Source organism: Streptomyces sp. LHD-70, from assembly GCF_031157275.1.
Classification (GTDB): domain Bacteria; phylum Actinomycetota; class Actinomycetes; order Streptomycetales; family Streptomycetaceae; genus Streptomyces.
Genome location: NZ_JAVIFW010000003.1, coordinates 501,824 through 524,812, shown reverse-complemented (window position 1 = coordinate 524,812; position 22,989 = coordinate 501,824). Strand labels below are relative to the sequence as shown.

The 22,989-nt window shown below is 71.9% G+C and carries 22 protein-coding genes; 11 read left to right on the top strand and 11 right to left on the bottom strand.

All coding sequences use genetic code 11. From position 1 onward, the window contains the following. Positions 1-202: 202 nt before the first annotated feature. The 3 genes from RCO28_RS10420 to RCO28_RS10410 form a co-directional block, all read right to left on the bottom strand. Complete coding sequence (locus RCO28_RS10420; protein ID WP_308940724.1) at positions 203-604, bottom strand: VOC family protein; 402 nt, start codon at positions 602-604, stop codon at positions 203-205. 224 nt (positions 605-828) lie between these two features. Next, positions 829-2,517 carry an FAD-dependent oxidoreductase gene (locus RCO28_RS10415; RefSeq protein WP_308940723.1) on the bottom strand — a complete coding sequence of 563 codons (1,689 nt, stop codon included), beginning with the start codon at positions 2,515-2,517 and terminating at the stop codon, positions 829-831. A gap of 67 nt (positions 2,518-2,584) precedes the next feature. Continuing rightward, on the bottom strand, positions 2,585-3,520 hold the full coding sequence (locus RCO28_RS10410; protein WP_308940722.1) for a diiron oxygenase: 936 nt from the start codon (positions 3,518-3,520) through the stop codon (positions 2,585-2,587). Between the two features lie 670 nt (positions 3,521-4,190). Between RCO28_RS10410 and RCO28_RS10405 the strand changes: the two genes are divergently transcribed. Together RCO28_RS10405 and RCO28_RS10400 are read left to right on the top strand one after the other, a co-directional pair. Continuing rightward, on the top strand, positions 4,191-4,679 hold the full coding sequence (locus tag RCO28_RS10405) for a glutathione peroxidase (RefSeq protein WP_308940721.1): 489 nt from the start codon (positions 4,191-4,193) through the stop codon (positions 4,677-4,679). 161 nt (positions 4,680-4,840) lie between these two features. Then, positions 4,841-5,263 carry a hypothetical protein gene (locus tag RCO28_RS10400; protein WP_308940720.1) on the top strand — a complete coding sequence of 141 codons (423 nt, stop codon included), beginning with the start codon at positions 4,841-4,843 and terminating at the stop codon, positions 5,261-5,263. 116 nt (positions 5,264-5,379) lie between these two features. Here the strand turns inward: RCO28_RS10400 and RCO28_RS10395 are convergent, their stop codons facing one another. The 3 genes from RCO28_RS10395 to RCO28_RS10385 form a co-directional block, all read right to left on the bottom strand. Then, positions 5,380-5,721: an Lsr2 family protein gene (locus RCO28_RS10395; protein WP_282539891.1), complete on the bottom strand. Its 342-nt coding sequence runs from the start codon at positions 5,719-5,721 to the stop codon at positions 5,380-5,382. Between the two features lie 113 nt (positions 5,722-5,834). Then, on the bottom strand, positions 5,835-6,587 hold the full coding sequence (locus RCO28_RS10390) for a PepSY domain-containing protein (protein ID WP_308940719.1): 753 nt from the start codon (positions 6,585-6,587) through the stop codon (positions 5,835-5,837). 85 nt (positions 6,588-6,672) lie between these two features. Then, complete coding sequence (locus RCO28_RS10385) at positions 6,673-7,941, bottom strand: MFS transporter (RefSeq protein ID WP_308940718.1); 1,269 nt, start codon at positions 7,939-7,941, stop codon at positions 6,673-6,675. A 285-nt stretch (positions 7,942-8,226) separates the two neighbouring features. Between RCO28_RS10385 and RCO28_RS10380 the strand changes: the two genes are divergently transcribed. Further along, on the top strand, positions 8,227-9,513 hold the full coding sequence (locus tag RCO28_RS10380; protein WP_308940717.1) for an acyltransferase family protein: 1,287 nt from the start codon (positions 8,227-8,229) through the stop codon (positions 9,511-9,513). A 68-nt stretch (positions 9,514-9,581) separates the two neighbouring features. Here the strand turns inward: RCO28_RS10380 and RCO28_RS10375 are convergent, their stop codons facing one another. Next, positions 9,582-10,343, bottom strand: coding sequence for an enoyl-CoA hydratase (locus RCO28_RS10375; RefSeq protein ID WP_308940716.1), 762 nt, complete (start codon positions 10,341-10,343; stop codon positions 9,582-9,584). Between the two features lie 175 nt (positions 10,344-10,518). Here RCO28_RS10375 and RCO28_RS10370 point away from each other — a divergent pair, with 175 nt between their 5' ends. Continuing rightward, positions 10,519-10,806, top strand: coding sequence for a DUF4287 domain-containing protein (locus tag RCO28_RS10370; RefSeq protein ID WP_308940715.1), 288 nt, complete (start codon positions 10,519-10,521; stop codon positions 10,804-10,806). Positions 10,807-10,865: 59 nt separating this feature from the next. Here the strand turns inward: RCO28_RS10370 and RCO28_RS10365 are convergent, their stop codons facing one another. Continuing rightward, entirely contained in the window at positions 10,866-11,642 is a 777-nt protein-coding gene (locus tag RCO28_RS10365) for an SDR family NAD(P)-dependent oxidoreductase (RefSeq protein WP_308940714.1), read from the bottom strand. A 250-nt stretch (positions 11,643-11,892) separates the two neighbouring features. Then, complete coding sequence (locus tag RCO28_RS10360; RefSeq protein WP_308940713.1) at positions 11,893-12,768, bottom strand: LysR substrate-binding domain-containing protein; 876 nt, start codon at positions 12,766-12,768, stop codon at positions 11,893-11,895. Positions 12,769-12,903: 135 nt separating this feature from the next. On the opposite strand from RCO28_RS10360, the gene RCO28_RS10355 reads away from it, so the two are divergent. From RCO28_RS10355 to RCO28_RS10345, 3 genes are all read left to right on the top strand, one after another. Then, positions 12,904-14,076, top strand: a complete 1,173-nt coding sequence (locus tag RCO28_RS10355; RefSeq protein ID WP_308940712.1) for a mandelate racemase/muconate lactonizing enzyme family protein — start codon at positions 12,904-12,906, stop codon at positions 14,074-14,076. A 76-nt stretch (positions 14,077-14,152) separates the two neighbouring features. Continuing rightward, positions 14,153-15,088: a 5-dehydro-4-deoxyglucarate dehydratase gene (gene kdgD / locus RCO28_RS10350; protein ID WP_308940711.1), complete on the top strand. Its 936-nt coding sequence runs from the start codon at positions 14,153-14,155 to the stop codon at positions 15,086-15,088. A gap of 41 nt (positions 15,089-15,129) precedes the next feature. Beyond that, the gene (locus tag RCO28_RS10345) at positions 15,130-16,740 is read left to right on the top strand and encodes an aldehyde dehydrogenase (NADP(+)) (RefSeq protein WP_308940710.1); all 1,611 of its coding nucleotides are present in this window, start codon (positions 15,130-15,132) and stop codon (positions 16,738-16,740) included. 82 nt (positions 16,741-16,822) lie between these two features. On the opposite strand, the gene RCO28_RS10340 is transcribed toward RCO28_RS10345, so the two are convergent. After that, a complete protein-coding gene (locus tag RCO28_RS10340; protein WP_308940709.1) occupies positions 16,823-17,665 on the bottom strand; it encodes an SMP-30/gluconolactonase/LRE family protein in 843 nt (280 codons plus the stop codon). Then, on the bottom strand, positions 17,662-18,435 hold the full coding sequence (locus RCO28_RS10335) for an IclR family transcriptional regulator (protein ID WP_308940708.1): 774 nt from the start codon (positions 18,433-18,435) through the stop codon (positions 17,662-17,664). Before RCO28_RS10335 ends, RCO28_RS10340 begins: the two co-directional genes overlap by 4 nt. Positions 18,436-18,667: 232 nt before the next feature. Here RCO28_RS10335 and RCO28_RS10330 point away from each other — a divergent pair, with 232 nt between their 5' ends. Genes RCO28_RS10330 through chvE form a run of 4 tightly spaced genes read left to right on the top strand, consistent with a single transcriptional unit; the run spans position 18,668 to position 22,973 of the window. Beyond that, on the top strand, positions 18,668-19,822 hold the full coding sequence (locus tag RCO28_RS10330) for a mandelate racemase/muconate lactonizing enzyme family protein (protein ID WP_308940707.1): 1,155 nt from the start codon (positions 18,668-18,670) through the stop codon (positions 19,820-19,822). Beyond that, complete coding sequence (locus tag RCO28_RS10325; RefSeq protein WP_308940706.1) at positions 19,819-20,841, top strand: alcohol dehydrogenase catalytic domain-containing protein; 1,023 nt, start codon at positions 19,819-19,821, stop codon at positions 20,839-20,841. The genes RCO28_RS10330 and RCO28_RS10325 overlap by 4 nt, the downstream gene beginning before the upstream one ends. A gap of 40 nt (positions 20,842-20,881) precedes the next feature. Further along, positions 20,882-21,856, top strand: coding sequence for a hypothetical protein (locus tag RCO28_RS10320; RefSeq protein ID WP_308940705.1), 975 nt, complete (start codon positions 20,882-20,884; stop codon positions 21,854-21,856). 1 nt (position 21,857) lies between these two features. Next, positions 21,858-22,973 carry a multiple monosaccharide ABC transporter substrate-binding protein gene (chvE, locus tag RCO28_RS10315; protein WP_308940704.1) on the top strand — a complete coding sequence of 372 codons (1,116 nt, stop codon included), beginning with the start codon at positions 21,858-21,860 and terminating at the stop codon, positions 22,971-22,973. Positions 22,974-22,989: the final 16 nt, after the last annotated feature.

Genomic DNA, 22,989 nt, shown 5'->3' with positions numbered 1-22,989 from the left:
TCCCCGCCCCCCCCCCCCCCCCCCCCCCCCCCCCCCCCCCCCCCCCCCCCCCCCCCCCCCCCCCCCCCCCCCCCCCCCCCCCCCCGCCCCCCCTGCGCCGCCTCGCCTTCCTGAGGGGGGACTTCCGCGACTGCGGTGGCATGCATCGTACATGTGACATGCATGATGCACATCGCACCCCCTGAGGTCGGCGGGAAACGCCCTACGGGCGCGCGTAAGGCCGCGTCATGATCTCCATGTTGTGGCCGTCGGGGTCGTCGAAGTACGCGCCGCGGCCGCCGAACAGCCGGTTGATCCGGCCGGGTTCGGTGTGGCTCGGGTCGGCGTAGTACGTGACGCCGACGGCGTCGAGCCGGGCGATCATGCCGTCGAACTGCTCGTCCGGCACGAGGAAGGCGTAGTGCTGGGACTGGATGGGCTCGTTCGTCATCTCGTAGTAGTCGAGCGTGACGCCGTTGCCTAGGTCGACGGGCAGGAAGAGCCCGAACGGCGCGCTCACCTTCAGGCCGAGGATCACCGCGAGGAACTCGGCGGAGAGCTGACGGTCCGTCGCGAAGACGGCGGTGTGGTTCAACTGCGCGATGGTGCTGGGGAGTTCAGACATGATGAGATTCCTTCGGGTCTGGGATTCCGTACGTCCGTATGTCCGTACGGGAAACAGGGGACACGAAGGATGGGGGCGGGGCTCTGGCCCGCCTCGGGCTCAAGCCGAGGCCGGGAACCCGTCTCGTACATGGCACATGGCCGACCCGGCAGTCACGTGTGCGACTTTAGCCCCGCCCCCGGCAGCCTGGCTACCTCATTACGGGGGCTGCGCCCCCGCTCGCCTCACCGCGTCAGCGTCCAGCGCCCGCCCCGTGCCGCCGACACCAGCTCCGCGATCGTCGTCAGCTTCGCGCGGGGGCGGCCGTCGCGGCGGCCGCGGGCGATCTCCGCGCGGTCGATCGCGGCCTGCCCGCGGGCGTCCACCAGGCGGCGGTTGCGGCTGCGCGCGAGGCGCTGGAACGAGCGCGCCGTGCCGGTCGGCGCGGGCAGCGCACCGGCCACCGCGTCGCCGAGGAGCGTGCCGACGGTCTCGGCCGCGCAGGTGCGGTTGGCGCCGATCCCGCCGGACGGCCCGCGCTTGATCCAGCCCACGACATACGTCCCCGCCCTGCCCCGCACGCGTCCGCGCTCGTGCGGGACGGTTCCGCTCGCCTCGTCGAAGGGCAGTCCGGGTACGGCCACGCCCCGGTAGCCGACGGCGCGCAGCAGCATCCCGGCCGCGATCTCCCGCTCCCCGCCCGCCTGTTGACCCTCGGCGGCCGGCCCCGTCACGCGCACGCCCCGTACCGCACCGCCGCCCGTGGCCTCGACCGGCACCGAGTGGAAGCGGAAGACGATCCGGCGGCCCGCCGCGGGCGCGGCCGACCAGTCCGTGGCGCGGCGCGGGACGTCCGAGAGCAGGGCCGCCTTGTCCTGCGGTCCGGCCGCCGCGATGGCGGCGGCCGTACGCGCGTCCTCGTCGTCGACGACGAGTTCCACGCCGGGCAGGTGCTTGAGGGCGATCAGCTCGGACCTCGTGTACGCCGCGTGCTCGGGGCCGCGCCGCCCGAGCAGCACCACCTCCCGCACGCTGCTCGCGCGCAGGGCGGCGAGCGCGTGGTCGGCGATGTCGGTACGGGCCAGCTCGTCCGGGTCGGCGACGAGGATCCGGGCGACGTCGAGGGCGACGTTGCCGTTGCCGACGACGACCACGCGCTCGGCGTTCAGGTCGACGGCGTCCGGGGCCGTGTCGGGGTGGCCGTTGTACCAGGCGACGAAGGTGGCGGCGGCGATGCTTCCGCTCAACTCCTCGCCGGGTATGCCGAGTTGGCGGTCGGCACGGGCGCCCACCGCGTAGATCACGGCGTCGTGGTGGGCGGCGATCTCCTCGGCGGTGACCTCGCGGCCCACCTCGATGCCGAGCGCCATGCGGACCCGCGGGTGGTCGTGGAACCGCGCGAAGGTCTCCGAGACCTTCTTGGTGCGCGGGTGGTCCGGCGCGACGCCGTACCGCACGAGCCCGCCCGCGACGGGCAGCCGGTCGATCAGGGTGACCTCGGCGTTGGTATGCAGGAGCAGATCCTCCGCCGCGTACATCCCGGCAGGGCCGGTGCCGACGACCGCGACGCGGATCGGCCCGAAGTCGGAGGGCAGGCTGCGCTCGAACGTCGGCTCCTCCCAGGTGTGGAAGTTCGGCCCCGCGGCGGCCTGTTGAGGCTCGGCATCGGCCTCGTCCGCGTCGTCCGCGTAGTAGGCGGCGTTGATCTCCGCGTACTGCGCCTGGGACGGGGACAGGCTGTCCACCGGGAAGATCGCGTCCACCGGGCAGGCGTCGGCGCAGGCCCCGCAGTCGATGCAGGCCTTCGGGTCGACGTGCAGCATCTCGGTGCTGCCGAAGGCCCGCTCCTGCGGGGTGGGGTGGATGCAGTTGACCGGGCACACGGCGACGCAGGTGGCGTCGCTGCAGCAGGTCTGGGTGATGGCGTAGGTCATCTGGTTCGCTCGAATCCGAATCGGTCGCTGCTCGGTGGTACGGGTCGGCCGGAGTCGGTCCGCGTACTCACACGAGGTGCGCGCGCCGGTAGAAGGCCAGGGCGGGCCTGGTGAGCAGGCGGGCGGAGGCGAGGAACTCCATCAGGCCCGAACAGCTGGCGCGCATCATCGACTTGTGGTGCTCGTTGGCCCTGGCCTCCTTGACGGCCCGCTTCCGGTCGAGCCCGGCATGCCGGTAGACCTCGGCGTTCACCATGCTGGTGACGATGATGTACGAGGCGATCGCGATGACCAGGGCGTTGATCTGCCGGCGCACGGGCCCGGCCTTGGCGAGCCGCCTGCGCGTCTCGTCGCGGGCGAACTTCATGTGCCGTGATTCCTCGACGACATGGATGTTGTTGATGGTCCGCACGAACGGCACGACACGCTCGTCGCGCATCCAGTCGCGCTGCATCACGTCGAGGACCTCTTCGGCCACAAGGATCGCGGCGTACGCGGCCTCGCCGAAGGCGATCGTCTTGAAGGCGCGGCCCAGTTCGACGACGAGCCGCGGCGGCCGGTACGCGGGCGCGCCCAGCTTCTTGGCGCCGCGCGCGAACATGATGGAGTGCCGGCACTCGTCGGCGATCTCGGTCAGGGCCCACTGGAAGCGCGCGTCCGTGGGGTCCTTGGCGTACATGTCGCGCAGCATCATCTGCTGCAGGATCATCTCGAACCAGATGCCGGTGCTGGCGACCGAGGCGGCCTCCTGCCGGGTCAGCTCCTTGCGCAGCTCCTCGGTCAACTCCCGCCAGTACGCGGTGCCGTAGAGGGTGCTCCACTCCGGGCTCGCGCCGTGGAAGTCCTTGTCGAGCGGCGTCTCCCAGTCGACCTCGGTGGCCGGGTCGTACGACAGCGTCGCCGAGGACTCCAGGAGGCGCTGCGCGACGTCGGAGTCGGGCGACGACGGTGCTTGCGACGGCGACCCGGTCTGTGCCGGGGACCCGGTGATACTGCCGGCCATGCTGCGGCTCCTCGCGTCGAGCGTGTCTGGTGTGGTGCTTGCTGAGTTCTTCCGGTTGCGGTGCAGAGCGGTGCGGTGCGCGCGGCGCACGGGCGGCGTGGCAGAGGTGCGCCATCCGCTTGTTAGACAGACCGTATAACAAGCACCCCGCGTGGCCTACCCCCGGTAACGAACTTCGTTCAACTCGCCTTCACCGCCCGTCCGCGTGAAAGGGGGCCGTGCGCCCACGCCGCCCGGCCAGGCAGTACGCGCGGGTCCTGGGCAGGGCCGCACCGCCGGTCCTACGATCCGGTGAGGGCGCGGGACCGGCCCCGCGCGGACGCGGACCCGGAACCCGTCCGCGCGTCCGACCCGTCCATCCGTACGCCCCGTCCACGCGTACGACCCGGACAGGGCCTGGTCGCCGGAGCCGTGGCCACGCCGACATCGGCCACGGCTCCGGCCCGTCCTCCCGGCACGTATCGCAGGGGTGAACTCCCGCGCACCCCACCGCCGGTGAGGACGGCGCGCGCCGGGCGCCGCGGAGGGGAGCACCGCGCGCCCGGCGCCCCGCGGCCGCCGCCGGAGGACTCTCAGTCCGGCGGCGGCCGTCCGGGCTGCCGGGCGGCCGGGCGGCGAGGGACAATCGACGGGTACCGCCACCGCTTCGACACCGGACACAAGGAGCAGCATGTCCATCCACGACGTGGAGATCGACGCCCTGAAGGGCGGCCCCGCCGACCTCGCCCAGTACCGCGGCAAGGCCGTCCTGGTCGTCAACGTCGCCTCCAAGTGCGGCCTCACCCCGCAGTACGCGGGCCTGGAGAAGCTCCAGGAGCAGTACGGTCCGCGCGGCTTCACCGTGCTCGGTGTGCCCTGCAACCAGTTCATGGGCCAGGAGCCCGGCACCGCCGACGAGATCGCCACGTTCTGCTCGGCGACGTACGGCGTGACGTTCCCGCTGACGCAGAAGACCGACGTCAACGGCCCCGACCGCCACCCGCTCTACGAGCAACTCGTCACCACGGCCGACGCGGAGGGCCACAGCGGGGACATCCGCTGGAACTTCGAGAAGTTCCTCGTCGACCCGCAGGGCCGGGTCGTGGCCCGGTTCTCGCCCCAGACCGAGCCGCACGCCCCGGAGTTGACCACCGCCGTCGAGGGCGCGCTCCCCGCCTGAGTCGCCTCGCACCGCGCCCACTCACAGCCGCCGCTCCCCCTCGGGACGGCGGCTGTGTCACGCCCGGAGCCGTGGGCCGCGTCATGCCAATCGGGTGTCGTGGTCCGCGCGTCGCGGTGTGCCTCGCCGTGTTCCCGATCATGGGTCGGAACATGCGGATCATGAGCAACGACCTTCTCGACACGCTCTTCCAGCAGATCACGCTCACGACCGTGCTCGAAGAGCGCTTCGGCTCCGGCCGCGCCTGGCCCCTGCGGGTCCGCGTGGCCCACGCACAACTGCGCCAGCTGGAAGAGCTCTTGGGCGATGCCCCGTACGGGACGTTCCTCGACTGCGCGGTCCGCGCCCTGGACCAGTACGCCGCGTCGCCCGAGCCACGCGAACTACCCACAGCTCATCTCGGCCGCGAGCTCTACCGCACTGACATTCCCGGCACGTTGGAGGAATCCGATGTCGCCTGGGCCGTGATGTTCGGACTGACGATGATGCTTCCGTACGAGGAGTACGAATGTGTCGTACGGGCCGCGGCCGAGGCGCGGGCGCGTGATGCCGCGCAGAGTCGCTCGCGTATCGAACTCGACTGAGGTGCGGGCGGCGATGCCTCCCAGTCATTCTCCGTGGCTTTCTCAAGGAGCCATGCGAATGGCCACACATAAAAGGAGTGCCGCCCGCGAGGGCGGCACTCCTTGAAATCGGTGGTTCAGCGGGCGGATTCGTAGGCCTCGCGGACCGCGGCGGGGACGCGGCCGCGCTCACTCACCTCGTACCCGTTCTCCCTCGCCCAGGCCCTGATCGCCGACGAGTCGTCGGACTTTCCCGTGGCCGGCTTGCGCTTCCCCTTCGGCTTGGAGCCGCCGCGGATTCGACGGGCACCGTCCGCGTGCAGATAAGGGTTGAGCAGTTCGAGCAGCTTCTCGTAGTTCTCGTCGGTGAGGTCGATTTCCACACCCGCACCGTCGACGAGAATGCTGTGCGTGGCGATTTGCTCCGACTCCTCGCCGGTCAGGTCGTCCACGTATGTCGTAATTACCTTCTGGGCCATGCGACCGACTATAGGCCCAGACGAGTGAGCCACGTACCGGATGTGCGCTCATGCTCACGGAACTCTTCCGCTTTGTTCCCGCACAACTCGTGTTCTGGTAATGGGCTGAGCGATCAGTCGTTGTCGTCGCCCCGGTCGCCCCGGTCGTCCCGGTCGTCGTGGTCGTGGTCGTGGCGGTCGTCGTGGTCGACGGTGAGCTTGCCGCTGCGGGCGTCGACGTTCCAGTCGCGCTCGCCGTCCCGGCCGTCGGAGGCGGCCGTCTCGATCTCCCAGCCCTCGGCGACATGGCCGGAACGGCCGTCGTCGTCCAGGTCGATCGAGGTGACGAAGCCCTTCTCCGAGGCGCTCCGCGCGGCCTGCGCGGCGTCCGTCGTCGCACCCTTCAGGGCGGCACGGGCCTCGCGGGCGTCGTCGCGCTCGTCCTCGGTCTCCTTGCCGATGACCTTGCCGGTGGCGGCGTCCAGGTGGACGGTGTGCCAGGCTTCGCCCTGGCCGAGGATGTCGACCTCCCAGGCCAGGCGCTCGCCGGAGTCATCGTCGTCGGAGTCCCTGTCGTCGGAGTCCCTGTCGTCCGAGTCCTCGTCGTCGAGCTCCGCGGAGACCGCCGTACCGGACTGGTGCTTGAGCGCCGCCTCGACGGCCTCGGCGGCGGTGAGCTTCGCGCCGGCGGGGCGGCGAGCGTCGTCCCGGCGGTCGTCCTTCGCCTCTGCGCTGTCGTCCTGCAGCGTGACCTGGGAGTCGCTGTGCTGGGAGCGGGCGTCGGAGCGGCCCGTGCCGCCGTCGTCGCCGCCGGCGAAGGCGAGCGCGGAACCGCCTCCGACCAGGGCCGCGGCCGCCACGGTGGCGATGACGATGTTGCGCTTCATGAGGTGCCTCCCCTGTCGTTCTGTTGACGGGCACCAATGTCGCGCACCGAAGCTGAAGCCCTCCTGAAGCCGCCTGAAGGCGTCTTCAGGTTGCGGCGCCGACCTGCCGGTCCCGGCCCGCGAACCAGCCGGAGACGATCTGCGGGACCATCAGCACGCCGAGCAGCAGCAGCGGCCCGTCCCAGCCGCCGGTCGTCTCGTAGAGCGCGCCCACGAGGATGGGGCCGGGGATGGACAGGAGATAGCCGGTGCACTGGGCGAAGGCGGAGAGTCTGATCACGGTCGCGCCGTCGCCGCCGCGCAGGCCGATCATCGTGAGCGCGAGCGGGAACGAGCAGTTGGCGACGCCGAGCAGCACCACCCACAGCCAGGGCGCGGCGGCCGGCGCGGCCCACAGCCCCGCGTACCCGGCGAGCCCGAACAGGCCGATGACGACGGCGATCCCGCTCTGCGAGCGCACGCGTCCGGCGACCGCCCCGAGCACGAACGACAGGGGCACACCGAGCACCGACACCGCGGCGAACAGCACCCCGGCGGTCGCGGCGGAGAGCCCGGCGTCGCGGAAGATCTGCGGCAGCCAGCCAATGACGACATACGCGGCGGTGGCCTGCATCCCGAAGAAGACGGCGAGCGCCCAGGCCGTCGGGTTGCGGGTGAGGGGCTTGCCGGGCTGCGGGACCTGCCGTGCCGCGCCCGAACTGCCTTCTGTGCGCGGCCTGTTGTGGATCAGGGCGAGCCACGGGGGCACGGCGAAGGCGGCGAGCAGCGCCCAGGCGGCGAGGCCGATCCGCCAGTCCCCGCCGAAGGTGCGGGTGAGGGGCACGGTGACGGCGGCCGCGGCGGATGCGCCGAGGTTGAGCGACATCGCGTACCAGCCGGTCATCGCGCCCACGCGGTGCGGGAAGCGTTCCTTGACGACGACCGGCAACAGCACGTTGGCGAGGGCGATCCCTGCGAGCGCGACCGCGCTGAGCGCCACGAACATCGCCGTGCCGGAGGCGAAGGGCCGCACCGCGAGACCGGCGGCGAGGGCGGCCATGCCGGTGAGGACGACCGCGTCGGGGCCGTGGCGGCGGGCGAGGCGGGGCGCCGCGAAGCCGACGAGGGCGAAGCAGAGCGCGGGCATCGAGGTCAGCAGCCCGGCAGCGGTGGCACTCATGCCGAGGCCCGCGCGCACCTCTTCGAGCACGGGACCGAGGCCGGTGACGGCGGGCCGCAGGTTGAGTGCGGTCAGCATCAGGGCGAGCACGGCAAGTCGCCCCAGCCAGGGGGAGACCGGGGGCTGCGCGGGCGTCGGACGGCCGCTTCCGCACGGCGCTTCGGCGCTCGCCGCGCCTTCGGTCTCGTGGCTCATCGCGCCATCGTAGGTCCGTCGTACGGGGCGGGCCATGGGCCTGTCCCCCGCAGCCTCGCCCACGGCCACCAGCGCCTCCTCGGCATCTTCGCCTTGGCGCGGGTCTTCACGTCGCGGCCGGGCTCGTGGCGGATTTCGACCCTCCGTGGTCAACCCCACACTCAACAGGGTTGTACGCGTGCCGAGTCCGATGACTAGGGTGCTGGGGATGTTTGGCGCTGACGTTTCACCCTCAAGCCCTGTAAGAGGCGGAATCGTCGGTCCGGGTTCCCTCCAGGAGGGCCCGTGAGCGACATTCTGCGAACCGACGGGTATCAGCGGGCACCGCTGCCCGCGGCGAGAGCCGTACCCACGGCCGAACCGGCCTCCGGTCCGGCCGCCCCGTCGGGAGGGAGAGCGTCCAGGAGAGCCGCGGCACGGGCGGGCGGAAAGTCCGGTTCGGTGTCCGGTTCGGTGGATTCATCCGGTTCCACGGGTGCGGCGGGCTCGGGGCGGCCGGCCAAGCAGCGGGACGCGTTCTTCGACAACGCGAAGTACCTCGCGATCGTCCTGGTCGCGATGGGCCACGCCTGGGAGCCGCTGCGCGCAGACAGCCGCGCCGCCGCCGCGCTCTACATCGCCGTCTACACCTTCCACATGCCGGCGTTCATCATCATCTCCGGCTACTTCTCACGCAGCTTCGACGCGAGCCCGAACCGCCTGAAGCGTCTCGTCACCGGGATCGCGGTGCCGTACGTGGTGTTCGAGGTCGCGTACACCTTCTTCAAGCGCTGGGCGGACGACGACCCCACCTACCCGATCAGCCTGCTCGACCCGTGGTACCTGGTGTGGTTCCTGGGCGCGCTGTTCGTGTGGCGGCTGACGACTCCGCTCTGGCAGCTGGTGCGCTGGCCGCTGCCCCTCTCGCTCGCGATCGCGGTCCTGGCCTCCGTCTCCCCGGACATCGGCGACGACCTCGACCTCCAGCGCGTCCTGCAGTTCCTGCCGTTCTTCGTGCTCGGCCTGTGCCTGAAGCCGGAGCACTTCCAGCTCGTGCGCCGCCGCGAGGTCCGTATCCTTGCGCTGCCGGTGGCCGCCTGTGCCCTGGTCTTCGCGTACTGGGCGGCGCCCCGCATGAACGCCGCCTGGTTCTACCGCCGCGACAGCGCCCAGGAACTCGGCGTCCCCGGCTGGGTCGGCGTGCCGATGACGCTCGGCATGTTCGCCTGCTCCCTGATCCTGGTGGCCTGCTTCTTCGCCTGGATCCCCCGCCGCCACTTCTGGTTCACGGCCCTCGGCGCGGGCACGCTCTACGGCTACCTCCTGCACGGCTTCCTCGCCAAGGGCTCCCGCTTCTGGGACTGGTACGAGGCCGACTGGATGCACACGCCGCTCGGCGCGATCGCCCTCACGCTCCTCGCCGGGACGGTCGTCACCGTGCTGTGCACGGCACCGGTGCAGCGCATGTTCCGCTGGTCCATGGAACCGAAGATGGAGTGGGCGTTCCGCCGGGACGCGGCCGCTCTGGACAAGTCGGCGCCGGACGGCGGCCGTTCACGGTCCCGCGCCCGCGCGAGGGCCGGCCAGGGCTGACACCACCGCACTTCAGGAAGAGGCGGCCGGGAACACCCGGCCGCCTCTTCGTTTCCCGCTCACTCCCGTCAGCTGCCGAGTTCCTTGCGGAAGGCGTCCAGGCGCTCGCGGGTGTCCGGCAGGCCGAGCGACCAGAGCTGCTCCCGGGTCTCGTCGGCGAGGACGTCGTCGTGGCCGCGCCCGTCGCCCGCGGTGCGCAGGGTCTGCTTCGTACGACGGACCAGCTCGGGGTCGACGCCCTGCGTACGGCCCGCCAACTGCAGGGCGGCGGTGAGGAGTTCCTCGTCGGGCACACAGCGCAGGACCAGGCCCGCGGCGGCAGCGGCGGCGCCGTCGAGGCGCTCCCCGAACAGCACGAGCGCGGCGGCGGTCTGCGGGCCGACGAGCCGGTGCAGCATCCAGGTGTGGCCGCCGCCCGGGTGCAGCCCGATCTTCAGGAAGCGGGTGTCGAACCAGGCGGAGGCCGCGGCGATGCGTACGTCGCAGGCGAGGGCGAGGTTGAATCCGGCGCCCACCGCCGGCCCGTTGACTGCGGCCACGGTCGGCAGCGGGGAACGGGCCACGCGCAGGAAGCCGTCGTAGACGCGCCGTACGCCCGCGGAGTCGCCGTCGGCCGCGGCAAGCAGGTCCGCGAGGTCGGCCCCGGCGCAGAAGGCGCTGCCCGCTCCGGTGATCACGGCGGCGGTGACGGTGGGGTCGGCCTCCAGCTCGTCGAAGGCCGTGCAGACGCGGTCGACCAGGGCGCCGGAGATGACGTTGCGGCGGCCGGGGTCATTGAGGGTGAGCAGGGCGGTGCCCTGGTCCACGGTCACGTCGAGGAGGTCGCTCATGGGGCTGTGCCTTTCCTGCGCCGCGGGCCCGCGTCGGGCCCGGCTTCGGAGACTTCTTCGGAAACTTCTTCGGAAACTTCTTCGTAGGACTGCGATGATTTTCGATCACGCCCGGGGTCTGCACCAGCGACAGCCGAGTTCAACCAACTCCCCCTGCGGATCCGGAGGATCACCCATGTCGTTCCAGGCGTATCTCGACACCATCGAGGACAGGACGGGCCTGACGCCGCGCCGGTTCATCGCGCTCGCCGAGGAGCGCGGCTTCCAGGAACCGGACGTCAAGGCCGGGACGATCCTGGCCTGGCTCAAGGAGGAGTACGGCCTGGGGCGCGGGCACGGGATGGCGCTGGTGCACGTCATCACGAAGGGCCCGAAGATCGACGCGAAGCATGTCGGCTCGGGCGGCTCGCACAGCGATGCGTCGGACACGCTGTGGCTGGACGGGAAGGCCACCAGACCGTAGACCCGCGCGCTCCCCCGAGGCGGCCTCACTCCTCCCGTCGGCTCACTCCTCCCGTGGCCTCACTCCTCCCGTGGGCTGCGGAACACCGTGTTCACGCCGAGCAGGCCGCCGTCCACGCGCAGCGTCGTGCCCGTGATCCAGGAGGCGTCGCGGGAGGCGAGGAAGGCGACCGCCGCGGCGATGTCCTCGGGTTCGCCGATCCGGCCGAGCGGATAGAGGCGGCGCACCTCGTCGAGCCGGTCCTCCCGGCCCTCCCAGGCCGTGGTGCGCACGGTGCCCGGGGCGAGGAGGTTGACGCGTACGCCGCGCGGTCCCGCGTGGTCGGCGAGCGTACGGGTCAGGGAGGCGAGGCCCGCCTTGGCCGCGCTGTAGGCGTGGTTGCCGAAGGAGACCTCGCCGTTGACCGAGCCGACGCTGACGATCGCGCCGCGGCCGGAGGCTTCCAGGTGGGGCAGTGCGGCGCGGGCGCAGCGGTAGGCGCCGTTGAGCGTGATGTCGAGGTCGCGCTGCCAGACCTCGTCCTGCTCGTCCTCGAAGCGGGCCTGGTCGAGCGCGCAGGAGGCGGCGTTGTTGACCAGTACGTCGAGTCGGCCGAAGTGTCGCACGGCCTGGGCGACGGCCGCCTCCACGTCGCTGCGCGAGGCCACGTCGCAGGTGAACGCCCGGGCGTCGGCGCCCTGTTCGCGCAGTGCGGCCGCTGTCTTGTCGGCCGCGTCGCCGTCGACGTCGGTGACGAGCACACCGGCGCCTTCCTCGGTGAGCCGGGCGGCGGTGGCGGCGCCGATGCCGCGGGCTGCACCGGTGATCAGGGCTGCGTGTCCTTCGAAACGGTTCATTCCGGGGGCGTACCCGCACCGTCGGCCGGGTGCACCGCAGTCGCCCTGCGGGCTCGTCCTCAAGCGCCGGACGGGCTGGTTTTCCTCCCCTACCCGCCCCTTCCCGAAAGACTGCCGTCGGCTGCGGGGGCTCCGCCCCCGGACCCCCTCCCCCAAGCTCTCGGCTTCGCTCGAGCAGGGGGGACCCCCATCTCAAACGCCGGAGGGGCTGATTTTTTCGGGAAGGGGCGGGGAGGGGAAGCAACAGCCCCTACAGATGCCGCAGCAACGCATGCATCGCCGGGTTGTCGTTGGCCCGGCGCCAGACGAGATGGAGCTCGACCGGCTCCGGGTCGATCAGTTGCAGCTCGCGGAACGTGATGCCCGGGAACCGCATCTGCGCCGCCGCCTCCGGTACGAGGGCGATGCCCCAGCCCGCGTTGGCCATGGCGAGGAGGCTGTGGACCTGGCTGAGGTACTGCGTGAACACCGGGGTGACGCGGGCCGCGCGGAAGATGCTGACGAGAAGCTCGTGGAAGTAGCGGGCCTCGACCGGCGAGTACATGAGCACGTGCTGCCCGTCGAACTCCCCGACCCGCAGCGGCCCCTCCCCCCCGGCCAGCGGATGCTCGCGCGGCACGGCGGCGAGCAGGCCCTCGCGCATCGCGGGCCGGGTGTCCAGGTCGGGTCCCGTACTGGACGGGCGGATCATGCCGAGGTCGAGGGAGCCCTCGGTGATCGCCTCCAGCTGGTCGCGGGTGACCATCTCGCGCAGCACGAGCTCCGCTCCGGGCGTGGCCGAGCGGGCCACGTCGAGGAGGGTGCCGAGGGTGCGGTACGCGCTGGCCGCGGTGAAGCCGATGGCGATCGCCCCGGCCTCCCCGGTGGAGACCTGGCGGGCGGCGAGCGCGGCGGAGTCGGCCTGGCGGAGGATGCGGCGGGCCTCGTTGAGGAAGGCCCGTCCGGCGGGCGTCAGCCGGACCGAGCGGTTGGTGCGGTCGAGGAGGGAGACGCCCAACTCGTGCTCCAGGAGCTGGATCTGGCGGCTCAGCGGCGGCTGTGTCATGCGCAGTCGCTCCGCGGCCCGCGTGAAGTGCAGCTCCTCGGCCACGGCCACGAAGCTCACCAGCTGCGTGAGCGTGAACATGCGGGCCTCCCCCTTCCGGTTTCCATACCCTGCGGGTATGGGTCCATCCAAAAACAATGTTGGACGTGGATCAATCGTCGACCTTAGCTTCAGGGGGAAGGCAACGGGCACACACAGGGACTCGAAGTGGTGACGATGACGCAGACGACTGCCAAGGCCGCGCACCGTACGGGCGAGGCGACCCTCGACACGATCGCGTGGATCAGGCTCTCCTCGGTCACGCTGCCGCTCGCCACCCCGGTCAGCGACGCGAAGGTCCTCACCGGCAGGCAGAAGCCGATGACCGAGGTCGCGTTCCTGTTCGTGGAGCTGGAGACGGCCGGGGGCCATCAGGGGATCGGCTTCAGCTACGCGAAGCGGGCCGGTGGTCCCGGCCAGTTCGCGCACGCCAGGGAGATCGCCGGGAACCTGATCGGCGAGGACCCCAGCGACATCGGCAGGATCTGGACGAAGCTCGTCTGGGCGGGCGCCTCGGTGGGCCGCAGCGGTCTGGCGACGCAGGCGATCGCCGCGTACGACGTGGCGCTGTGGGACCTCAAGGCCAAGCGGGCGGGGCTGCCGCTGGCGAAACTCCTGGGCGCGCACCGCGATTCGGTGCGCTGCTACAACACCTCGGGCGGCTTTCTGCACACGCCGACCGAGCAGGTGCTTGAAAACGCCTCGGCGTCGCTGGCCAGCGGTATCGGCGGGATCAAGATCAAGGTCGGGCATCCGGACGGCAAGCAGGACCTGCGGCGCCTGACCGCGGTGCGCGAGCACATCGGCGAGGACGTGCCGCTGATGGTCGACGCCAACCAGCAGTGGGACCGGCCGACGGCGCAGCGCATGGGCCGCGCTCTGGAGGAGTTCGGCCTGGTGTGGATCGAGGAGCCCCTCGACGCGTACGACGCACCGGGCCACGCCGCGCTCGCCGCCTCGCTCGACACCCCGGTGGCGACCGGGGAGATGCTGGCGAGCGTGGCCGAGCACTGGGAGCTGATCCGGCAGGGCGCCGCCGATGTGATCCAGCCGGACGCGCCGCGCATCGGCGGCATCACCCAGTTCCTGAAGCTGGCCGCGCTGGCCGAGCACCATCAGCTGCAGCTGGCCCCGCACTTCGCGATGGAGATCCACCTCCACCTGGCCGCCGCCTACCCGATCGAGCCGTGGGTGGAGCACTTCGACTGGCTGGAGCCGCTGTTCAACGAGCGGCTCGCGATCAGCGACGGCCGGATGCACCTCTCCGCGCGGCCCGGTCTCGGCATCACGCTCAGCGAGCAGGCCCGCGCCTGGACGCAGGCCACGCACGTGGCGGGCACCCGCCCCTGAACGCCGGGGCCCCTCTTTACGACAACCCTCCGGGCCCCTCTTCACGACAACCCTTTTTCGCCACAGGAGCAGCACCATGACCTCGTCCTCGCTCACCCCGGCAGAGCTCGCCCGGCGCATCGGCTCCGGTCTGCTGTCGTTCCCCGTCACGCACTTCGACGCCGCGTCCGAGTTCGACGAGGCCGGGTACCGCGCGCACATCGAGCGGCTCTCCGGCCACGAGGTGGGCGGGCTGTTCGCCGCGGGCGGCACCGGGGAGTTCTTCTCGCTGACCGCCGAGGAGACCGAGCGCGTCGTCGCCACGGCCGTGGACGCCGCCCCGGCGGGCACGCCGATCCTCGCGCCCGCCGGGTACGGCACCCGCACCGCGATCGCGTACGCGCAGGCCGCCGAGCGGGCCGGGGCGGACGGCATCCTGCTGTTCCCGCCGTATCTCACGGAGGCCGGGCAGGAGGGGCTCGCCCGGCACGTGGAGGCGGTGTGCCGGTCGACCTCGCTCGGCGTCATCGTGTACGGCCGGGCCAACGCCGTCTACAGCGCCGAGACCCTCGCCCGGGTCGCCGAGGCGTGCCCGAACCTGATCGGCTACAAGGACGGCATCGGCGACATCGACGCGATGACGCGGATCCACGCCCACCTGGGCGAGCGCCTCGGTTACGTCGGGGGCCTGCCCACGGCGGAGACGTACGCGCTGCCGTACCTCGAACTCGGCGTCACCACCTACTCGTCGGCGATCTTCAACTTCCTGCCGGAGTTCGCCCTGGACTTCTATACGGCGGTGCGCGGCCGGGATCACGCCGCGGTCCGCACGTATCTGAACGAGTTCGTGCTGCCGTACACGGAGATCCGCAACCGGCAGGCCGGGTACGCGGTGAGCATCGTCAAGGCCGGGATGACTGCCGTCGGGCACCCCGCGGGTCCGGTGCGCGCCCCGCTGACCGACCTGACCGCCGCCGAGCAGGAGGAGCTGCGCGCGCTGATCGCGAAGCTGCCCGGTTCGGCCGCCGCGTAAGAACCGAACCGAGACAGCACACCCCGTACGGAAGGACCGATGTGACGTCCACCCCGCAAGTGCAGGACAACACCGAGCAGTTGGAAGGAGCCCTGTTCCTCGGGGCCGAGCGTGTCGTCGGCGAGGGCCCCGTCCTGCGCTCCCGTGACCCGCGCACCGGCGCCGAGCTCGACCCGCCCTACCGCAGCGCCGGGAAGGAGGAGGTGGCGCGGGCCTGCCGGCTCGCCGAGGGTGCCTTCGACGCGTACCGCGCGACCGAGCCCGAGGCGCGTGCCCGGTTCCTGGAGCGGATCGCGGACCACCTGACCGAGGCGACCGAGGCCCTGGTGGCGCGCGCCCACCTGGAGACGGCGCTGCCGACCGCCCGCCTGACCGGTGAAGTGGGCCGTACGACGGGCCAGTTGAGGCTGTTCGCGCAGGTGCTGCGGGACGGCGGGCTGCATGGCGTACGGATCGATCGGGCGCTGCCCGATCGTGCTCCGCTGCCGCGTCCCGATCTGCGGCAGCGGCGGGTGCCGCTGGGTCCGGTGGCGGTCTTCGGGGCGAGCAACTTCCCGCTGGCGTTCTCCGTGCTCGGCGGTGACACGGCCGCCGCGCTCGCCGCGGGCTGCCCGGTGGTGGTGAAGGCGCACGACGCGCATCTCGGCACGTCGGAGCTGGCCGCGCGCGCGGTGCGGGCGGCCGTCGTGGAGACGGGGATGCCGGACGGGGTGTTCTCGCTGCTGGTCGGTGAAGGGCCGGTCGTGGGCACGAGGTTGGTGACCGATCCGCACATCCAGGCCGTCGGCTTCACCGGGTCGCGGGCGGCGGGACTCGCGGTGCTGCGCGCGGCGACGGAGCGGCCGCAGCCGATTCCGGTGTACGCGGAGATGAGCAGCATCAACCCGGTGGTGCTGATGCCGGGCGCCCTCGCCGAGCGGGCGAAGGACCTTGCGGGCGCGTTCGTGGGGTCGCTGACCCTGGGTGCGGGCCAGTTCTGCACCAACCCGGGCCTTCTCGTCGGTGTGGCGGGCGACGACCTCGACGCGTTCGAGGAGGCGGCAGCGGCGGCGGTCGGCGAGCATGTCGGCGCGACGATGCTGACGCCGGGCATCGCCCAGGCGTACCACCGCGAGGTCGAGGCGGTCGCGGCGCGTCCGGGCGTACGGGTCCTCGCGCGCGGCGCCGCCGCCGCCGAGTCGGCGAGCCCCGGCCAGGCGGTGCTGATGTCGGTGGACGGCGACACGTTCCGGGCCGACCCCGAGCTGCGGCGGGAGATGTTCGGCTCGGCCGGTCTCGTGGTGCGTTGCCGCGATCTGGAGCATGTGGCCGAGGTGCTGCGGTCCCTCGACGGGCAGTTGACGGCGACCGTGCACACTGCCGGGGCCGATCTGGGCGACGCGCGTGCGCTCCTTCCGCTGCTCGAACGCCGGGCGGGCCGTGTGCTGTTCAACGGCTGGCCGACGGGCGTCGAGGTCGGGCACGCGATGGTGCACGGCGGTCCCTTCCCGGCGACTTCGGACAGCCGGACCACGTCGGTCGGCTCGCTGGCCGTCGACCGGTTCCTGCGGCCGGTCGCCTATCAGGACGTGCCGGAGGCGCTGCTGCCCGCCCCGCTGCTCGACGCGAACCCGTACGGGGTGCCGCGTCGGGTGGACGGCACCCTCGAGTAGCGTCAACTGCCTGGTGCGTACGGCCCGTTCCCGGTGCGGTTCACCGGGGACGGGCCGCGTACGTGCGTCGGGGAACGGGAGGTCAGCCCGCGAAGGCCGGGCTCTCCATGCCCTGGCCCGCGTCCGGCAGGACGAGTACCGATCCGGCGAGCGGGTGCGGGCGGTCGAGGCCGACGCGGGCGGTCGTGACGTACAGGTCGCGCAGGCCGGAGCCGCCGAAGGCGCAGGCGGTGGGGCGGGCGACGGGGAGCGGGACGGTGCGGTCGAGGCGGCCGTCCGGGGTGTAGCGGCGGATCTGGGCGCCGTCCCAGAGGGCCACCCAGACGCAGCCCTCGGCGTCGACGGTGAGCCCGTCGGGGAAGCCCGCGCCGGGCTCGACGGTCGTCAACTCCCTGCGTTCCAGGACGTGTTGGCCGTCGGCGCGGAGCACGTCGATACGGCGGGTGGGGCTGTCGACGTAGTAGGTGAGCGTGCCGTCGGGGGACCAGCCGGTGCCGTTGCTGACCGTCACGTCGTCGAGGAGGACGGTCGCGGTGCCGTCGGGCGCGATGCGGGTGAGGCTGCCGCCGCCGGGGGTCTCGTCGTACCGCATGGTGCCCGCCCAGAGGGCGCCGTCGGGGGCGACGGCGGCGTCGTTGCCGCGGCGGCCGGGGACGGGGTCGCGGTGCAGCCAGGAGAAGGTGCCGTCGGGGTCGTAGGCGCCGATGCCGTCGCGGAGGTTGAGCACCAGGCCGCCGCCCCTGCGGGGTTTGGCGGCGCCGACGTGCTGTTCCGTGGCGAGGACGGTGCGGCGGCCGGTGGCCGGGTCGTACGTGTGGACGCGGGAGCCGAGGATGTCGACCCAGATCAGTCGCTGTGCGGCCGGGTCCCAGGTGGGGCCCTCGCCGAGCTCGGCCTCGGCACGGACCGCGAGTTCGGGCCTCACCAGGCGCCCCGGTGGCCGAGGCTGACGGAGAGGTCGCCCGCGCCCTTGGCGGCCAGTTCGGTCAGCTCCCGTTCGCGGTCCTCGCTCCAGCGCACCATCGGCACGGAGATCGACAGGGCGGCGACGACGGCGCCGGTGCTGTCGCGTACGGGCGCGGCCACGCAGGAGACGTCGGGGTTGGCCTCGCGGTGCTCGACGGCTATGCCCAGGGACCTGGCGGTGGCGAGCTCCTCGCGCAGCGCGGCGAAGCCGGTGATGCTGTTCGGGGTGAGGGCGACGAGTTCCTCGCACTCCTCCAGGCGGGCCTCGAGCTCCTCCTCGGGCAGCGAGGCGAGCAGCATCTTGCCGACGGAGGTGCAATGGGCGGGCAGGCGGCGGCCGTTGGCGGAGACCATGCGGACGGCGTGGGTGGAGTCGACCTTGGCGATGTAGATGACGTCGACGTCCTCGAGGATCGCGATGTGCACGGTCTCGTCGCAGGTCTCGGCGACCTCGCGCGCGACCCGGCGGCCCTCCGCGGCGAGGTCGAGCTTCTCCGCGTACCGGCTGCCGAGCTGGTGGTTGCGCACGCCGAGGCGGTAGCGGCCGGGCTGCTCGGGCACGGGGACGAGATACGAGCGGGCCGCGAGCGTGGTGACGAGTTCGTGCACCGTCGTACGGGGCAGGCCCAGTTTTCGCACGATGTCGGGTGCCGAGAGGGTGCCGTCTCCCTCCAGGAAGAGTTCCATGATGTCCAGCGCCCGGGTCACCGCCGGAACGAGTCGGCCCATGTCCGCTCACCCACCCCTCTGTTCTGTTCGAAACCCCGGCAGGCTGCCGGTATCACGAACACAGGCTATGCACAGGCGAGTTCGGCGGGCAATGGGCCCGCAGCCGATCCCCGCACCCGCAAGCCGATTCCCCGCCGCACGACCCATTGACACCTCTTGGAGGGGCTGTTTACGTTCACGCCACCATCTCGAACGACTGACGATATACCGAACACGCGAGAGGTCATTTGCCTTGCGCATCACCGGAATCAGCACTCATGTCGTGGGAACCCCCTGGCGCAATCTGACGTATGTGCTCGTGCACACCGACGAGGGTCTGACGGGCGTCGGCGAGGCCCGCATGCTCGGCCACACCGACGCCCTGATCGGCTACCTCCGGGAGGCCGAGGCCAACCACGTCGCGGGCTCCGACCCGTTCGCGGTCGAGGACCTGGTCCGCCGCATGAAGTACGGCGACTACGGGCGGGCCGGCGAGATCGTGATGTCCGGCATCGCGGTGATCGAAATGGCCTGCTGGGACATCAAGGGAAAGGCCCTGGGCGTACCGGTCTGGCAGCTCCTCGGCGGCAAGGTCACCGACCGCGTCAAGGCGTACGCCAACGGCTGGTACACGACGGAGCGCACGCCGGAGGCGTACCACAAGGCCGCGCAGGAGGTCGTCGCGCGCGGCTACCGGGCCCTGAAGATCGACCCGTTCGGGACCGGCCACTTCGAGCTGGACGCCGAGCGGTCCCGGTACGCGGTCTCGCTGATCGAGGCCGTACGGGACGCGATCGGCCCCGACACCGAGCTGATGCTGGAGATGCACGGCCGGTTCTCCCCCGCCACGGCGATCCGCCTCGCCCGCGAGCTCGCGCCCTTCGACCCGGCGTGGCTGGAGGAGCCGGTGCCGCCGGAGAACCTCAAGGCGCTGAAGAAGGTCGCCGAGCGGGTCGACCTGCCGGTGGCGACGGGTGAGCGCATCCACGACCGGATCGAGTTCCGCGAGCTGTTCGAGGACCAGTCGGCGGACGTCATCCAGCCGGACCTCGGGCACATCGGCGGCATTCTGGAGACCCGCAAGCTCGCCGCGACCGCCGAGACGCACTACGTGCTGGTGGCCCCGCACAACGTGGGCGGCTCGGTGCTCACCGCGGCCTCGCTCCAACTCGCCGCCTGCACGCCGAACTTCAAGATCCTGGAGCACTTCAACGACTTCGCGGACGCGGAGATCAAGAAGGTGGTGCGCGGGGCTCCCGCGGTCGACCCGGAGACGGGCTGCTTCGAGGTCTCGCACGCGCCGGGTCTGGGCGTGGAGTTCGACGTCGACGCGGCGGCCGAGTTCCCGCAGCAGCAGGCGCGTTTCGACCTGTGGGCGGACGGCTGGGAGCAGAGGAAGCCCGCATGACCTCTCGTACGGGCCGCTCCGTGGTCGTCGAACGCCCCGGCAGCCACCGCCTCGTCACCGCCGCGGTACCCGAACCGGGGCCGGGCGAGGTGCGCGTGCGGGTCGCCGCCGCCGGGATCTGCATGAGCGACCGCGAGGTGTACGACGGGCACCGCGACGCCGCGTACGTCCGCTACCCGGTGGTGCCGGGCCACGAGTGGTCCGGCACGGTCGAGGCGGTCGGCGCGGGCGTGGACCCCGGGCTCGTCGGGCGCCGCACCGTCGCCGAGGGCTTCCGCGCCTGCGGGGTGTGCGCCCGCTGCCGGTGCGGTGAGACGAGCCTGTGCGAGGGCGGGTACGCGGAGACCGGGTTCACCGAGCCCGGCGCGTTCGCCGACCAACTCCTCGTCCCCGCCCGGCTGTTGCACCTCCTGCCGGACGACGCGGACCTGCGGGCCGCCGCACTCCTCGAACCCGCGGCGGTGGTCGCGGCGGCGGTACGGGCAGGCCGGCCCGCCCCCGGCGAACGCGTCGCCGTCGTCGGGGCGGGGACGCTCGGACTGCTCGCCGTACAGCTGCTCGCCGCCTCGTCCCCGGGCGAGCTGGCCGTGGTCGACCCGCGGGCGGCGCGCGGCAAGCAGGCCCTCGACTTCGGCGCGACCGAGGCGCACACACCCGGGCAGGCGGCCGCCCTGGAGGGCCGGTTCGACCTGGTGGTGGAGACGGCGGGCGCGCCGTCGACCGCCGCTTCCTCCTGCCGGCTCGCGCGGCGCGGCGGGCGCGTCGCCCTCACGGGGATGTTCACGCCGGGCGCGGAGGGCATCGACCCCGTCCATCTGTCGCTCAGCCAGCTGGAGGTGCGGAGCGTCTTCGGTGCGCCGTCGGCGGCGTGGTCGGACGCGGTGCGGGCGTTCTCGCTCGGTCTTCTCGCGCCCGCGGCGCTGGTCACGCATGAGTTTCCGCTGGAAGCGTTCGAGGAGGCCATTTCCCTGGTGGGGAGCGGGAGTTCGGAGGTCGGGAAGGTGTTGCTCACCCCCTGAGCGTGGAACCCCGTATCGGAACAGCAGAACAAGGAGCCCCATGACCGAGCCCTCCCTCACCCTCCCGCGCCGCCCCGGCCTCACCGCGCTCGACCGCATCGGGCACCCCTCCCCCGTCCTTGACCCGGACGACGCCTCCCCGCACACGTTCCCCGACGGCGGGACCTGGCGTACCGAGATCCCTTCCGTCGAAGGGCCCGAAGCGCTGGCCACCGTGCTCAAGGAGAGCGCGCGGCTCGACGTGCCGGTCCACCGGATCAGCCAGGGCAGCGGCGTCTGGATGCTCACGGACGCCGAGATCACCGAGATGGTGGAGTCGTGCGCGGAGCGCGGCATCGAGCTCTGCCTGTTCACCGGGCCGCGCGGCACCTGGGACACCGGCGCCGCGACCCGGACCGACTCCGGCGGCGCCGGGCTGCGCGCACGCGGGCACGACGCGCTCGCGGGCTGTGTCGAAGACGCCCTGCGGGCAACGGAGTTGGGCGTGACGTGCCTGCTCGTCGCCGACGAGGGCGTGCTGTGGACCCTGCACCGGATGCGTACCGCCGGGGCGCTCCCGGCCACGACCACGTTCAAGGTGTCCGCCCTGATCGGGCCGGTCAACCCGGCCTCGTACGGCGTCTTCGAGCAGCTCGGCGCCGACTCCCTGAACGTCCCGTCGGACCTGTCGCTCGACCACTTCACCGAGATCCGCCGGGTCAGCCGCGCCCCGCTCGACCTGTACGTGGAGGCGCCCGACGACCTCGGCGGCTATGTCCGGATGTACGAGGCCGCCGAGCTGATCCGGCGCGGGGCCCCGCTGTATCTGAAGTTCGGGCTGAGCAGGTCGCCCGGTATCTACCCCTACGGCGCCCAGTTGCGCGAGACCGCACTCGCCACGGCACGGGAGCGGGTGCGGCGCGGCCGCCTCGCCCTCGATCTGCTCGCCCGGCACGGCGCCGACGGCGGGATGTCGCCGCTCGGCTCCCGCGACCCGGGTGTGCTGCGGCGCTTCCCCGTACCCGAAGGAGACTGACATGCGCACCCGCACGCGCCGCGCCCCGCTCGCGGCGACCGTGGCCGCACTGCTCGCCCTGTCGCTGGCCGGCTGCGGCCAGGAGGCACTCGGCGGCAGCCGCTACCAGCCGGAGGGCGGTGAGGGCGTCACGGTCGGCCTGGCGATGCCCACGAAGTCCTCGGAGCGGTGGATCGCCGACGGCCGGAACATGGCGAAGCAGTTCCAGAAGGCCGGGTACAAGACGGATCTGCAGTACGGCGACGACAAGGTGGAGAACCAGGTCGCGCAGATCGAGAGCATGATCACCAAGGGGGTCGGGCTGCTCGTCGTCGCCGCCATCGACGGCTCCGCGCTCTCCGACGTCCTGGAGCAGGCGGAGAAGGCCGGGATCCCCGTGATCTCGTACGACCGGCTCATCATGGGCACCGACAGCGTCGACTACTACGCGTCGTTCGACAACGAGCGGGTCGGCCGGCTGCAGGCGCAGTACATCGTCGACACGCTGGAGTTGGGGAAGCCGGACCAGGGCGGCAGGAGCCACAGCATCGAGCTGTTCGCCGGGTCGCCCGACGACAACAACACCAAGTACTTCTGGAACGGCGCGCAGAACGTGCTGCGCCCGTACCTGGAGTCCGGTCAGCTGGTCGTGCGCTCGAAGCAGACCACCATGGCGAAGGCGGCGACGCTGCGCTGGAGCGGGGAGACCGCGCAGAAGCGCATGGACGACATCATCACCAAGAGCTACGGCCAGGAGCGGCTCGACGCCGTGCTCTCCCCGTACGACGGGATCTCCATCGGCATCATCTCGGCGCTGCAGAGCGCGGGTTACGGCACGAAGAACCAGCCGCTGCCCGTGGTGACCGGGCAGGACGCGGAGCTGGCGTCGGTGAAGTCGATCAACCGGGGCGAGCAGACGCAGACGGTGTTCAAGGACACCCGGAAGCTGGCCCGGCAGGCGGTGCAGATGGGCGATGCGGCACTGACCGGCAAGAAGGTCGAGGTCAACAACACCACGGACTACGACAACGGTGTCAAGACCGTGCCGTCGTACCTCCTCGACCCGGTGAGCATCGACAGGAAGAACACCCAACTCCTTGTCGACGAGGGGTACTTCACGGCAGGACAGCTCAAGTGACGGCGGCCGTCCCGGA